Annotated in this window: 15 protein-coding genes; 8 read left to right on the top strand and 7 right to left on the bottom strand. The window is 59.0% G+C overall.

The features are described 5' to 3' along the window. The first annotated feature begins 69 nt into the window (after window positions 1-69). From norR to ASD60_RS16900, 5 genes are all read left to right on the top strand, one after another. A complete protein-coding gene (gene norR, locus ASD60_RS16920; RefSeq protein WP_056855098.1) occupies window positions 70-1620 on the top strand; it encodes a nitric oxide reductase transcriptional regulator NorR in 1551 nt (516 codons plus the stop codon). 250 nt (window positions 1621-1870) lie between these two features. Then, complete coding sequence (locus ASD60_RS16915; RefSeq protein ID WP_056855097.1) at window positions 1871-2773, top strand: chemotaxis protein CheV; 903 nt, start codon at window positions 1871-1873, stop codon at window positions 2771-2773. Window positions 2774-2800: 27 nt separating this feature from the next. Next, window positions 2801-3259 carry a GNAT family N-acetyltransferase gene (locus ASD60_RS16910; protein ID WP_056855096.1) on the top strand — a complete coding sequence of 153 codons (459 nt, stop codon included), beginning with the start codon at window positions 2801-2803 and terminating at the stop codon, window positions 3257-3259. A 43-nt stretch (window positions 3260-3302) separates the two neighbouring features. Beyond that, the gene (locus ASD60_RS16905; RefSeq protein WP_056855095.1) at window positions 3303-3629 is read left to right on the top strand and encodes a hypothetical protein; all 327 of its coding nucleotides are present in this window, start codon (window positions 3303-3305) and stop codon (window positions 3627-3629) included. A gap of 83 nt (window positions 3630-3712) precedes the next feature. Beyond that, window positions 3713-4462 carry a YkgJ family cysteine cluster protein gene (locus ASD60_RS16900; RefSeq protein ID WP_056855094.1) on the top strand — a complete coding sequence of 250 codons (750 nt, stop codon included), beginning with the start codon at window positions 3713-3715 and terminating at the stop codon, window positions 4460-4462. A gap of 153 nt (window positions 4463-4615) precedes the next feature. Here ASD60_RS16900 and ASD60_RS16895 read toward each other — a convergent pair whose 3' ends face one another. Continuing rightward, entirely contained in the window at window positions 4616-4852 is a 237-nt protein-coding gene (locus ASD60_RS16895) for a hypothetical protein (protein ID WP_056855093.1), read from the bottom strand. Window positions 4853-5016: 164 nt separating this feature from the next. On the opposite strand from ASD60_RS16895, the gene ASD60_RS16890 reads away from it, so the two are divergent. Beyond that, complete coding sequence (locus tag ASD60_RS16890) at window positions 5017-5997, top strand: 2-hydroxyacid dehydrogenase (protein ID WP_056855092.1); 981 nt, start codon at window positions 5017-5019, stop codon at window positions 5995-5997. A 197-nt stretch (window positions 5998-6194) separates the two neighbouring features. After that, window positions 6195-6704, top strand: a complete 510-nt coding sequence (locus tag ASD60_RS16885; RefSeq protein WP_056855091.1) for a DUF2165 family protein — start codon at window positions 6195-6197, stop codon at window positions 6702-6704. 12 nt (window positions 6705-6716) lie between these two features. Here the strand turns inward: ASD60_RS16885 and ASD60_RS16880 are convergent, their stop codons facing one another. Further along, entirely contained in the window at window positions 6717-7619 is a 903-nt protein-coding gene (locus ASD60_RS16880; protein ID WP_056855090.1) for a DMT family transporter, read from the bottom strand. A gap of 151 nt (window positions 7620-7770) precedes the next feature. Here ASD60_RS16880 and ASD60_RS16875 point away from each other — a divergent pair, with 151 nt between their 5' ends. Beyond that, window positions 7771-8646: a helix-turn-helix domain-containing protein gene (locus tag ASD60_RS16875; protein WP_056855089.1), complete on the top strand. Its 876-nt coding sequence runs from the start codon at window positions 7771-7773 to the stop codon at window positions 8644-8646. Window positions 8647-8672: 26 nt separating this feature from the next. On the opposite strand, the gene ASD60_RS16870 is transcribed toward ASD60_RS16875, so the two are convergent. The 5 genes from ASD60_RS16870 to ASD60_RS16850 all read right to left on the bottom strand — a co-directional run bounded on the left by ASD60_RS16870 (window position 8673) and on the right by ASD60_RS16850 (window position 12640). Beyond that, window positions 8673-8999: a DUF3325 domain-containing protein gene (locus tag ASD60_RS16870; protein WP_056855088.1), complete on the bottom strand. Its 327-nt coding sequence runs from the start codon at window positions 8997-8999 to the stop codon at window positions 8673-8675. Then, window positions 9000-10577, bottom strand: coding sequence for a PepSY-associated TM helix domain-containing protein (locus ASD60_RS16865; protein WP_056855087.1), 1578 nt, complete (start codon window positions 10575-10577; stop codon window positions 9000-9002). After that, complete coding sequence (locus ASD60_RS16860) at window positions 10574-10879, bottom strand: DUF3649 domain-containing protein (protein WP_056855086.1); 306 nt, start codon at window positions 10877-10879, stop codon at window positions 10574-10576. Before ASD60_RS16860 ends, ASD60_RS16865 begins: the two co-directional genes overlap by 4 nt. 188 nt (window positions 10880-11067) lie before the next feature. Further along, complete coding sequence (locus tag ASD60_RS16855; RefSeq protein ID WP_056855085.1) at window positions 11068-11478, bottom strand: HPF/RaiA family ribosome-associated protein; 411 nt, start codon at window positions 11476-11478, stop codon at window positions 11068-11070. A gap of 214 nt (window positions 11479-11692) precedes the next feature. After that, window positions 11693-12640 carry a LysR substrate-binding domain-containing protein gene (locus tag ASD60_RS16850; protein ID WP_056855084.1) on the bottom strand — a complete coding sequence of 316 codons (948 nt, stop codon included), beginning with the start codon at window positions 12638-12640 and terminating at the stop codon, window positions 11693-11695. Window positions 12641-12773 lie beyond the last annotated feature (133 nt).

Here is a 12773-nt window from a genome sequence, read left to right as displayed (position 1 = left end):
TAACTTGAAAACATGATAGTCAGAACGACACAGCCTGGCTTATAGTCACTCCGACTACATGGAGTCACTATGACTGCAAAATCCCTGCTTACTGCCCTGCTGCCCCTGGTCTCGGACCTGTCCCGCGAACTGCCCGAAAGCGAGCGCTATCGGCGCCTGCTCGAAGCCATGCGCGCCCTGCTGCCCTGCGATGCCGCCGCCTTGCTGCGCCTCGATGGTGAATGGCTGGTCCCGCTGGCTGTCGATGGGTTGAGTACCGACACCCTCGGCCGACGTTTCAAGGTCAGCGAACACCCGCGCTTTGAAGCATTACTGAGCAGCAGCGGCCCGACACGGTTCGCCGCCGACAGCGACATGCCCGACCCGTATGACGGTCTGGTCGATGGCCTCGATGACCATCTGGAAGTCCACGATTGCATGGGTTGCCCGCTACTTATCGATGAGCGCCCGTGGGGCTTGCTGACCTTGGACGCCCTCGACCCGGAGCAATTCGAACCGATCGAACTGGACGCCCTCGAGGCCTTCGCCAGCCTCGCCGCCGCCACGGTCAATGCCGTCGAACGCATTGAACGCCTGAACAATCGCGTCGAAGACGAACATCAGCGCGCCGAGGTCTATCGCCAGGCCAGCGGCCAGCAGAACCGCGAAATGATCGGCCAGAGCAAAGCGCTGAAACGGCTGGTGGAAGAAATCAATCTGGTGGGCGGCAGCGACCTGACTGTGCTCATCACCGGGGAAACCGGAGTCGGCAAGGAACTGGTGGCGCAAGCCATCCATGCGGCCTCGCCACGGGCCGACAAACCGATCATCAGCCTCAACTGTGCCGCGCTGCCCGACACCCTGGTGGAAAGTGAATTATTTGGCCACGTACGCGGCGCCTTCACCGGAGCGATGAGTGATCGTCGCGGCAAATTTGAACTGGCCAATGGCGGTACATTGTTTCTCGATGAAGTTGGGGAGCTTTCACTGACGGTACAGGCCAAATTGCTCCGAGTACTGCAAAGCGGCCAGTTGCAGCGATTGGGCTCGGACAAGGAACATCAGGTCGACGTTCGCCTGATCGCAGCGACCAACCGCGATCTCGCCGAAGAAGTGCGCAGCGGCCGCTATCGCGCCGACTTCTATCACCGCCTCAGTGTTTATCCTTTATTGGTGCCAGCCCTGCGTGACCGTGGCCGCGATGTGCTGCTGCTCAGCGGTTACTTCCTCGAGCAGAACCGCTCGCGCATGGGCCTCAACAGTTTGCGCCTCAATAGTGATGCCCAAGCTGCGTTGCTCGCCTATGACTGGCCCGGTAACGTGCGGGAACTGGAACACCTGATCGGTCGTAGCGCATTGAAGGCGCTGGGCAACTGCAAAGAGCGGCCAAAGATTCTCAGTTTGAGCGCTGCTGACCTGGACCTGCCCAACGGCAGCATTGAAGCCACTACCGAGCAACCGGCCGCCGCCGCGATGGCGTTGGTGACGGGTGATTTGCGCGAGGCGACAGAGAATTATCAGCGCCAGTTGATCGGCGCATGCCTGGAGCGGCACAACAACAACTGGGCCAGTGCCGCCCGTGAGCTAGGCTTGGATCGGGCGAATCTTGGGCGCATGGCCAAAAGGTTGGGCATGAAGTAAGCCCTTGTGGCGAGGCAGCTTGCTCCCGCTCGAGCGCGAAGCGGTCCCAAATCAGGCGAAGGAATGCGTTTGCAGCTGTTGCGGCTGCTACGCAGCCGAGCGCGAGCAAGCTCCCTCGCCACAGGGGGGACCAATTGACTGGCAGCCGGTAATTAACCTAAAGCCTGCCCCTGACAAGTCGATAACCCGGCATCGATAGCTGTTGGCGATCCTCGCGGTCGCCCGCCACCTTTTTCCACAGAAGGTTCTTATGTCCTCCACCAAAGCCCGCGCAGACTCACTTTCGCTTCTGCTGTTTACCTTGCGCAGCGGCAAGTTGATGGCGATCAACCTGCTCAAAGTCAGCGAAATCATCCCCTGCCCGCCGCTGACCAAACTGCCGGAGTCGCACCCGCACGTGAAGGGTATTGCCACCTTGCGCGGTACCTCGTTGTCAGTGATCGATCTCAGCCGCGCCATCGGCGAGCGCCCACTGGAAGATCCGGACGGTGGCTGCCTGATCGTCACCGATGTCAGCCGCTCCAAGCAGGGCCTGCATGTTCAGGCGGTGAGCAAGATCGTTCACTGCCTGACCACCGACATCCGCCCGCCGCCCTTTGGTTCCGGTGGCAGAAGCGCGTACATCACCGGCGTCACCTCGGTCGACGGCACGCTGGTGCAGGTGCTGGACATCGAAAAAGTCATCCACGGCATCGCCCCGGTGCAGATCGAGATGGCACCGACCGAACTGAGCATGGAAGACGCCGAAATATTGGGTAACGCGAGGATTCTGGTGGTCGATGACAGCCAGGTCGCCTTGCAGCAATCGGTGCATACCCTGCGCAACCTCGGCCTGCAATGCCACACCGCACGCAGCGCCAAGGAAGCCATCGATTGCCTGCTCGACCTGCAAGGCACCGCGCAACAGATCAACCTGATTGTCTCCGACATCGAAATGTCCGAGATGGACGGCTACGCCTTCACCCGCACCCTGCGCGAAACCCCGGACTTCGCGCACCTCTACGTGCTGTTGCACACCTCGCTGGACAGCGCGATGAACAGCGAAAAGGCCCGTCAGGCCGGGGCGAACGCGGTGTTGACCAAATTCTCCTCGCCGGAACTGACCAAGTGCCTGATCGACGCGGCCAAGGCTGTGGCCGAACAAGGTCATTGAGCCTTGGCCGGGGACTATTGCTGGTTGATGCGGCGCAACCTCGCAGAGGTCGCGCCGGCCATTGACTGGCCAACTGGCGTCCAATTGATTGACTATCGCCCCGAACTTGCACAAGCGGTACATCGCTTGATGGAACTGGGTTACCGCGACGGCGGTGGCCGGGTGCCGGCGCTGGAGCGCTGGCAACAAAATTTTGAAACCGATCCTGAATACGATCCCGCGCTGTGCTTTGTGGCCCTGGACGCCGAAGGCGTAGTTGCCGTGTGCCAATGCTGGACCAGTGCCTACATCAAGAATCTGGTGGTGCATCCACGGGCGCAACGCCGGGGCCTGGGACGCGCGCTGCTGTTGCATGCGTTCAAGGTATTTGATCAGAGACGGGAAGGTTTTGTGGATTTGAAGGTACTGGAAGACAACCATCGGGCGCGGCGGTTATATGAAAGTGTCGGAATGCGTGAGGTGCGTCGGGAACCGGTTCCACTCTGACATACTCACATGCTGGCCCTGTCTGCCCAAGGATTGCTGACCCATGAAAGCTGCCACCCTGACCTTCCTCTGCCTCACGGCCCTCGCTACCCAGGCCCACGCCTCCAGCCCTGATGCCTGGGCCGCCTACGATAAAACCGTGCTCGCCAGTTGCACCAAGGCCAGTGGCCTCAAGGATGCCAAACCCGTCGGCAATGCCGCGCAGTTCGATGACCGCGTTGGCTACACCGCGCTTTTGTTGCAAGGCCAGTATCCGCAAAAACACATGAAAGGCGCGCAAGGCACCGAGCTGTGCCTGTACAACAAAAAAAGCAAAACCGCTTACGTCACCGAATGGGACTCCATCCGCCCGGCCACCAAGGCGCAGTGAGTGGCGCATAACTTGCTTCGTCAGGGATCTGCACGGCGGCATCCTGTCGCCGATTGATGCCCCCGGATGCGACTGACCGTTAAATGAATACGACGTTTTCCTGCGTAGGCTGTGGCAAATGCTGCAATGACCACCATGTACCCCTGACCCTGCACGAAGCCCGCATGTGGGCGGCGGACGGGGGGCAAGTGATCATTCTGGCGGAAGCCTTTTTAAGTAACGGGCTGGGCTTGCCGGAGCAGCAACGAGAACACGCCGAACGCCGATCGGCGCGGGTTCGCAGCGCCGACGCAGAGGCCTACGTCGCCATCACCTTTGCGGCTTACAACGTCGGTGCCTGCCAGAATCTTGACGAAGACAACCTCTGCCGCATCTATGAGCGGCGGCCGCTGGTGTGCCGCATTTATCCGATGGAGATCAATCCGCACATTCCACTGAATACGGCCGGGAAGGATTGCCCGCCCGAGTCGTGGGAAAAAGGGCCTGAGCTGATCGTCGGTGGCGAGTTGGTCGACCGCGAGTTGTCAGAGCTGATCCAGCGTTCCCGTCAAGCGGACCGCGATGACATCCAGGTCAAGGACGCCATTTGTGCGCTGCTTGGGTTTCGCACGGCCGCGCTGAAAGGCGATGGATTCACCGCTTTTCTGCCGGACATGCACGAGTTCGCCACGATCATCGACGAATTGACCGGGCAGACGCTGCCGGAGTGGAGCAGCGAGTGGCAGTTTCATGTATCCGGCGAGGACATTGCCGGGCAGGTAATGGCGGCCGGTGCGCAATTGGCGACTGAGCAGCCTGCGAACTATGCGTTTATTTCGTTGCGGGCGGCTTGATTCGGGATTTGCTGTGTTTGCACCGGCGCCATCGCCGGCAAGCTGGCTCCCACAGGGTCAGCGCTGAACATAAAATTCACGAACATCTCATACCACTGTGGGAGCCAGCCTGCTGGCGATGGGGATAGTCCTGCCACCGCGATCATCCGGTGTTCAGCGCTTGCCCATCGACCGCCGAGTACCCGGAGGCGCCATGCCTGGGGTCTTGGTGTGGCCGTTTTTGGCACCGTTCTTGTACCACGGCTGGTTGGAGCCCTTGGCGGACGCCAGTTCACCCGGTTTGAACGGGAACTTGAACGCCGGGATTTCGGCTTTGGTTTCGCTGTCGGCGCTGGCGTCGACGCTGTCGCTCAAGACGTCGTCGGCCGGCGGTTGTTTCGGGGAAGTCATGAAAGCTCCGGGTGATGCGCAAATGTCGGGCCCGGTCAGCGAGCCACGAAAGGCGCCAGTATAACTGGATGAAGCGCTGCAAGCTGCTGTTAAGCGACTCGCACAAATCCCGCGAAGAATGTTAGCGTGCTCAGCATCCTCCTCCGCCCGACGAGCCTGCATCCATGAAAAAAACCGTCCTCGCCTTCAGCCGCGTCACGCCTGAGATGGTCGAACGCCTGCAGCAAGATTTCGACGTCATTGTGCCCAACCCGAAAAACGGCGACATCAACACCCAGTTCAACGAAGCCCTGCCCCATGCTCATGGCTTGATCGGCGTCGGTCGCAAGCTCGGACGCGCGCAACTGGAGAACGCCGCGAAACTGGAAGTGGTGTCCAGCGTCTCGGTGGGGTATGACAACTATGATGTGGCGTACCTGAGCGAACGCGGGATCATGCTGACCAACACCCCGGACGTGCTCACCGAAAGCACTGCCGACCTGGCTTTCGCCTTGCTGATGAGCAGTGCCCGTCGCGTCGCCGAACTGGATGCGTGGACCAAGGCCGGACAATGGCAGGCCACGGTCGGCGCGCAGCTGTTCGGTTGCGATGTGCACGGCAAGACCCTGGGCATCGTCGGCATGGGCAACATCGGTGCCGCCATCGCCCGCCGTGGCCGCCTGGGCTTCAACATGCCGATCCTCTACAGCGGCAACAGCCGCAAGACGGCGCTGGAACAGGAACTGGGCGCGCAGTTGCGCAGCCTCGATGATCTATTGGCCGAAGCCGACTTCGTGTGCCTGGTGGTGCCGCTCAGTGAGAAAACCAGACACTTGATCAGCCACCGCGAACTGGCGCTGATGAAGCCAAGTGCCATTCTGGTGAACATTGCGCGTGGCCCGGTGGTCGACGAGCCGGCACTGATCGAAGCGCTGCAAAACAACCGCATTCGAGGCGCAGGGCTGGATGTCTACGAAAAAGAACCGCTGGCTGAGTCGCCGCTTTACCAGCTGAAAAACGCGGTGACCTTGCCGCACATTGGCTCGGCCACACATGAAACCCGCGAAGCGATGGCCAACCGCGCCCTGGCCAACCTGCGCAGCGCGCTGCTCGGCGAACGACCGCAAGACCTGGTGAACCCGCACGTCTGGAAAGGCAAGAATTAAACCGAGTATTCCTGCAGAAGTTGCCCAGGGCTGCGATTTTTAAATCTTGATCGTCAAATAAAAATCGCAGCCCTCGTCAACTCCTACAAACATGCACAACGACACAACTTGCAATTCAGTACCAAACTTCTTCCCGAGAAAGATAGATAGACTCCGACACAACAATGGCAATAATCGTGCAATCGGAGTGCACTCTAATGAACAACTTCACCACCACCTTAGTTATCAGAAGGAGCAAACTACTCGTCGTCCTGATAGCTTTTTTGTTCGGATTCACTACTTCCATCAACAACTTCACCGACTATGCAGCCTACACCGAGTATATCGGGCGAATCATCAGCATGAGCGATACCACCGGTAATGATTCTCGACTTTACCGGGCCGTCACTCATCCGCTTTTTCATCATCGTTTTTACTGGGCAATCATAACGTTGGAAGTCATCTTTACCATCAGTTTCCTGGTAGGCGCCTATCAGATATACCGCAAACTTGCAGCACCACGAAGTGAATTCCATGAAGCAAAAAAATTCGCCATCATTGGATTCAGCAGCGCCATTTTCGTTTACCAGGTTTTATATGTAATCATTCTCAACGAGTGGTTCGACATGGAGTCTTCCGTCAATCGTAATGCCTTCTATTGGGCAAGAAGCAATATCGAATACATGTTTTTTGGGCTGATCTATCTGCTGGCGGTGAAGGATAACTGACTCCCTGGCTGTTCATGCCAGTTTCCTCGCCATCGGACTTACACTCGGCTTGGGTTTGCGGAACACCAAGACGTTACCCAACATGACCATCACCAACCCTGCCAGCGCCGGCGCGGTCCACTGATAGCCTTCGGCAATCGCCGAGACGTTCAGCGCCACCACCGGGAACAGCACGGTGCAATAAGCCGCACGCTCCGGCCCCATGCGACCGACCAGCGTGAGGTAAGCAGTGAAACCGATCACCGAACCTGGAATCACCAGATACAGCAGCGAGCCAATGTAGCGCGCATTCCATTCCATCTCGAACGGGATGCCCTTGACCAGGCACCACACCGACAACATCGCCGCGCCGTACGCCATGCCCCAGGCATTGGTCGTCAACGGTCTGAGCCCGGCTTTCTGTTGCAGGCTCGACAACATGTTGCCCGCCGAGAAACACAAGGTGCCGAGCAGCGCCAGACCCAACCCGAGCAAGGTTTGCGGGCTGGCGGTGTGGCCAGTGAGTTCAGGCCAGAACAACAGGCCCAGCCCGAGCAAGCCCAACGCACCACCCATCAACACATTGCGGGCGATTTTCTGGCCGAAGAACACCCGCGCATTGAGGGCGTTCCACAGGGTCGCGGTGGAAAACACCACGGCCACCAGACCGCTGGGAATCCACTGGCTGGCCGTCAGGAAACACATGAAATTGATGCAAAACAGACACAAACCCTGCGCCAGACAAATCAAATGCCCGCGCCGGTTCATCACTTGCAGCTTTCGGCTGAGCAACAACATCGCGAACAGCACCAGTGCGGCCAGGCCGAAGCGATAGACGATCGATACGGGAATCGCCACCACGCCCAGTTGCCATTTCAGGGCAATCCAGGTGGTGCCCCAGATCAGCACAGTCAACAGGTATAACGACAGGTTCATGGCAAAGGCTCCTCGATAGGCGCTCAGTGTCCTGCGCCGTGCCTTTGCGCACTTGCATAAACTTGCGCTTTTGTCAGGCAACTGGCTGGCAGTCGCAGCGCTACAGAGTAGGATGCAAGGCGTTGGAAGCAGGCGTTAGCGAGCAACGAACATGGCCTCACTGGATACCCTACAAGTCTTTCAAGCCCTCAACCGCTCGCCGAATGCTCGCCTTGAGCACAGCGCCGAGCTCGGTGACGGCTTGTCCGCAGCCTTGTGGAGCAACCACCACGACGCCCAGGATTACGAAGCGCCAAGCCATCACACGCTGTCGTGCTATATCGCTGGCGGCACCGGCACCTTTCGCCGTGACCAACCCGGCAACAAGGGTGGCCCCGACAAATTGTGCATATTGCCCGCCGACCACCAGTCAGGCTGGGTGATCAATGGCGACATTCGCCTGGCTCACCTGTATTTCAGCCCGGAACAATTTGCCCTTGGCTGCGTCACTCTGCTGGACCGCGAACCACGGGAGTTGCAACTGCGCGAACGGACGTTTCTCGATGACCCGCAGCAGGCGGTGCGTTTTCGTCAGTTGATCAGCCTCAACTGGGAAGAACCGGGCGAGCGCCTGCTCACCAGCAGCCTGGCCCACGAGATTCTCAGCCACGCCCTGCTCAGTCAGGTCAGCGTGCGACCGGGTCTGCGTCTCAAGGGTGGTTTGGCAGCACACCAACGGCGTTTGTTGGTGGAGTACATCGACAGCCATCTGGATCAAGCCATCAGCCTGGGGCAACTGGCAGCGTTGTGCGCGCTGTCGGAATACCACTTTGCGCGGATGTTCCGTGAGAGTTTCGGTTTGCCGCCACATCAGTACGTGTTGGCACGACGCCTGAACCGGGCGCGGGAACTGTTGCGCTCGACTTCGCAGCCGTTGGGCGAAATTGCCCTGGCGTGCGGATTTGCCAGCGCCAGTCACTTTACCAATCGTTTTCGCCAGAGCCTGGGTGGGACGCCCGGGGAATATCGGCAGGCGTTTTGGCGCTGATATCCAGAGGCTGGCAGATGATCCATTCAATACTGCGCGAACGCGACAATCGGGCTGGCCAGAAAGCTCACACCGGCCAACGCCAAGGCCAGGCGCGGGCGATACGGTATGAGCAACACCAGCAGCAAGGCACTGAGCATCAACACCGCAAACCAATCCACTAACCCGAGCGCCCAGTTCATCGCTGATACCGCCGGCCACAACGAAATCGCCAGCAACACCCAGCCCGCGACTTTCAACCACTGACGCGAGCGCATTGACGGTTTGCGTCCCAGCAGGTCGGCATGATGGCGGTCCATCGACAAACACAACGCGGTAAAACCGCTATAGCAGAGCAAAAGGGCCAGCAACATTCAGTTCGCCTCTTGCTCAAGGGTGATTGCTTGGGCGCGTTGCCGGACGCCATCGGTCTTTGCGGCGCGCCGCATTTTCCAGGCAGCCCAGGCGAGGAACAGCCCGCTGACCAGGCATGCCAAATCGAAACCGGCCATGGCCCAATCACCTTCTATCAAGGAGGTGCCCAAGTGATACGGCGTGGTCAGTGCATTGAGCAATGGCACGGCGCCAAACAGCAACGCGGCCAACGACAACTGCTCGACCCACGCCGTGCGCCCTCGGCGAGAGATGGCATGCAGCAGGCTCAGCGCCCATAGAATGAAGAAACTGTTGACCTCCCAATTGCCGCGCTCGGCCAACCCGATCGGCAACAAACGGTTGGCCCAGAAAAACCCGGCTACCGCGACGACCAACCCCGACATACCGGCGATATTCAGCACTTCCACCAGCCGCAGTTCGAAAGGCATCACGCTGCTCCTGGCATGTTTGAGCTGCCGCTTGCCAAGCCAGATCACCAGCCCGGTGCCGATCATCGCCGTGCTTGCCAGCCCACAGATAAAGTACAACCAGCGCAACAGCGGGCCGGCGAAATGGCCCATGTGCAAACCGTAGAAAGTGCCGGCGACGGCCATTGGCATGGCTTGCGCCGGGGTCGCGGCGAGCAGTTGCCCGGTCACGCCGTTGAACGTCACGGCGCTGCCGAAATCGTGAACCACGCGGTCTGCACCGCTGCGAGCCAACACCACAGTGGCGTTCGCATCACCCGGATTGTTCACCGTCAAGCGCCTGACCTGGCCACCCGCCCATTGCCCGCGGGCCTTTTCCAGCAGCGGTGCCAGGGGCAGCAATGGCGTTGGCTGACCAGCGGCTTTCGCGATATTGGCCGCTGGAAACACGTCGCTGAAAAACGCCTGCACATCGCCTTTGTACGCCGCCAAAATGCTCGCCGGCATCACCATGCTCATGAAAATCACCAGGCTGCTGTAGGTGATCATCAGGTGAAACGGCAACACCAGCACACCGACTGCGTTATGCCCGTCGAGCCAGGAGCGCTGGCCTTTGCGCGGGCGGAAGGTGAAAAAGTCCTTGAAGATTTTCTTGTGGGTGATGATCCCGCTGATCAACCCGACGAACATCACCATCGCTGCAATGGTCGACAGCCAACGCCCCCACGGATAGGGCATTTGCAGCTGGAAATGGAAACGGTAGAAGAACTCGCCGCCCTGGGTGTCCCGGGCCTGCACCTCACGGCCGGTTTGCGGATCGAGCAGTTTTGCCGTGAGTTGGCCGCGCTCACCGGGCTTTGCCGGTGCCTGTTGCCAGCGTACCGAGAGTGCCGGTTCGCGGGCGCTGGGCAATTCAATGATCCAGCGTGATGCGCCGGGAGCCTGTTGCTGAAGGTAATCCTGGGCAAGGGTCAGGCTCGATTCGGTGGACACCGACCGCGCGGGGATTTCCGGCTGCATCCAGTGAGTGGTCTCATCTTTGAAATAGGCCAGTGTGCCGGTCAGGAAAATCGCAAACAGCAGCCAACCGAAGAGCAAACCGACCCAGGTGTGCAACCAGGCCATTGCCTGGCGAAATCCCTCTTTCATGATTGCCCCATCCAGTAAGCCAGCCCTGCCAACGCCGCCAACAGCAGGCCTGTCAGGATCAACCCGGCCCAGGCTCGCCACGCTGTTCGACAAGCAAAGCACCAGATCACCGCAAGCAGATAGACCAGGAAGGAACTGAGCATTCCGGTCACCACCGCTTCGGCGCGGGCCATTGGCACCCACAGCGTCAGGCAGACACTCGCCAGCGCCGAGACGACATAGCCGCCAAGCACGGCAGCCAGCACGCGTGATGTGACCGCCAGTCGATAGGAAACGGGGAGCGTCTTGCTTGTGGCTTTCATGTTGCGACCTTGGAACCTGGTGAGGCGGCGTGAATATCACGTGGCCAGCAAGGCGCAATACTAATGATAAAGATTCTTATACGCAAAAGAAGTGAAGCCGTGATCACTTGCTCAGTGAATCCTGAAAACAAAACGGGCCTGCAATGCAGGCCCGTTTCGGTGGGTAAGTAAAAACAGTGAATCAGGCTTCAACCGTTTTGCGCAGCCTGTTCGTTTTCAAGAAACTCTTCTTCCAGTAGCACATCGGCGTGAGCCCTGCGCTCGAACGGCACCACAGCGGCTCGTGGTTTGCCTCGCAATTTGCCGAACAGATGTTCCAGCGCATGTTCGAGTTTTTCAGCGGCTCCATCGATCGCCAGTTCCAGGCTGGCGGCTTTATGGGTGACGGAAATCGGTTGGTGGCCTTTTGGCCGCGCCTCCAGTTGGCAGCGCAAATCGTGGGGACCCGGCTTGTCGCCGTTCTCGTCCCGCAGGTGAACCTCGACGCGTGTCAGGTCCTCCTCATATCGTTCGAGCGTGCTCTCAATGGTAGTACGTACCCACTCCTCCAGTCGTTTACTGCCTTGAATATGGTTATCGCTATTGACTTGGATTTGCATAGTTCATCCCTTATTTCAGCTAGCTCGCGAGAGGCCGGTCAGCTAAGCCCTTGGGCGTCATCACCGTGACCTCTTACTTACACAATCGGTCTGTACGCTGAACAATTCAACCCCTAAAAAAAGATAAATTTCTAATCGCAAAAAAAGCCGGACAACTGGCAAAAGCGCTGTTAAGGTCGGGAGTTGGTTCGGTCCGCCCCTAGGTAATAATTGCTCACATTTGCCGCTCGCCCAGCGGATGCAAACCGCGAAAAATCCCCGCTTCTTCCACCAGCCAGTCATGCACCGCACGCACGCCCGGATGACTTAGCGCCCCCGGCGCATAGAGCACCATGTAGCGTTTATGATTAGGCACCGTCAGCCCAAACGGCACGATCAATGCGCCGCGCTCCAACTCATCGTTGAGCAGCGTTCGCCGGGCAATGGCAACGCCCATCCCGGCGATGGCCGCTTCGATAGTCAGGTGATTGCGATTGAACGTGTGACCGCGACGCACATCGGCTCCTTCGAAACCGATGGCGTTGAGATAGAACTCCCATTCGGCGTATTCATAACTGCCACGCCAGGCTGTGATGTCATGCAGCAGTGGATAGTGCATCAAGTCCGCCGGCCCATGCAGCGGCGGGCGACCGCGCAGAAGGCCCGGTGCACAGACCGGAAAAATCTGTTCGTCGAGCAAGGCTGTGGATAACAGTCCCGGATAACTGCCGTCGTTGAGGTCGATGGCCAAATCGAAATCGCCCTCATGCAACGGCACGCTGCTGTCCTCGGCCACCAGGCGCAACTGGATGTCCGGAAACCGCTGCTGCAATCGCGGCAAGCGTGGCGTCAGCCATTTGCTGAGGAACGATGGAATCGAACGCACGCGCAAGGTGCCGCTGATCATGCCGGCGTCCAGTCGACGCAATTCCGCATCGATGCTGCCGTAAGCCTCATTGACGGTGATGGCCAGTCGCTGGCCTTCGGCACTCAACTCCACGCCCCTTGCACGTCGATGAAACAAGCGAAAACCCAGGCGCTCTTCAAGCTGGCGGATCTGCTGGCTGACCGCCCCCGGCGTGATGTGCAGTTCTTCCGCACAACGGGTGAACGACAAGTGCCGGGCGGCGCAAGAAAACACCTGCAGCCACACGTAGGTCTGGGCGTGCAATTGACGGCTCATTGTTTAGTCCTGCTAAAGGCTGTCTTAGGAAGTTTCGTTGGTCACGTAGGACCGAGGCAGGCAGTATCGCTGAAAGTGCGCTTGTCCTACAAAAATGGCAGCGATTCATCTTCCATTGCAGGAATAGGCTTTA

This window comes from Pseudomonas sp. Root562 (assembly GCF_001427125.1).
In the GTDB taxonomy this organism is placed as follows: Bacteria; Pseudomonadota; Gammaproteobacteria; order Pseudomonadales; family Pseudomonadaceae; genus Aquipseudomonas.
This window is presented reverse-complemented; position numbering and strand designations above follow the sequence as displayed.